The 1,000-nt window shown below is 58.8% G+C and carries 1 protein-coding gene; it reads right to left on the bottom strand.

The window, feature by feature from the left end; all coding sequences use genetic code 11:
• Positions 1 to 1,000, bottom strand: a 1,000-nt coding sequence (locus G9Q73_RS19075) for a DEAD/DEAH box helicase family protein (RefSeq protein WP_177421549.1), incomplete at both ends; no start/stop codon positions are given.

Here is a 1,000-nt window from a genome sequence, read left to right as displayed (position 1 = left end):
GGCAATCTCCCGCTTGCTGCATACGAACATCACCTTGCCCTTGAGGGTCGACCCTTCCCCCACTCGCTTCTCGTAGTGCTTCACGAAATCCGCAGCCAGCGCCTTGATGCGGTCCGGGTCGCCAAGGATCGCGGTCATATTGGCGCTGGCTTTCTTGCTCTCCTCGATCTGGTACTCGCTGGCCCCGTCTTCGGCACACTGAGTATAGTAGGCTTCGATCTCTTCCAGCCTGGCATTATCCAGCACCACCCTGGCGGCACGGCCCTCGTAGACGATACGCACGGTGATACCATCCTTCACCGATTCGGTCATGGTGTAGGCGTCCACCACCTCGCCGAACACATCCAGCGTGGCGTCGATGGGGGTGCCGGTAAAGCCAACATAGGTCGCATTGGGCAGGGAGTCGTGCAGGTACTTGGCGAAACCGTAAGTACGCTGCACGCCCTTTTCGGTCACGCGCACCTTCTGATCGAGGTTGATCTGGCTGCGGTGGGCCTCGTCAGAGATGCAGATCACGTTGTTGCGTTTGGTGAGCAGCTCGGTATCTTCGGTGAATTTGTGGATGGTGGTGAGGAATACGCCGCCGCTGTTGCGCCCTTTGAGCAGCTCGCGCAACTGGGAACGGCTCTCCACGCTGATCACCGTCTGGTCGCCGATATAGCCCTTGGCGTTGGTGAACTGGCCCGATAGCTGATCGTCCAGATCGGTACGGTCGGTAATCAGCACAATGGTCGGGCTTTCGAAATCGACGCTCTTCATCAGCAGCCTCGTCAGGAACAGCATGGTGAAGCTCTTGCCGCAGCCTGTGGCCCCAAAGTAGGTGCCGCCCTTGCCGTCGCCTTCCGGCTTACGGTGCAGCTTGATATTCTCGTAGAGCTTGTTCGCCGCGTAAAACTGCGGATAGCGGCAGACCACCTTCACCTCCTGCTTGGAGACATCGGGGAAGTAGATAAAATGGCGGATCACCTGTCGCAGACGGTCCTTGTCGAACAGCCCCTGG

Origin of the sequence: endosymbiont of Lamellibrachia barhami (genome assembly GCF_011947365.2) — a bacterium.
Taxonomy (GTDB): domain Bacteria; phylum Pseudomonadota; class Gammaproteobacteria; order Chromatiales; family Chromatiaceae; genus QGON01.
Note: the sequence above shows the minus strand (reverse complement) of the source record. Positions and strands in the feature narration are given on the sequence as shown.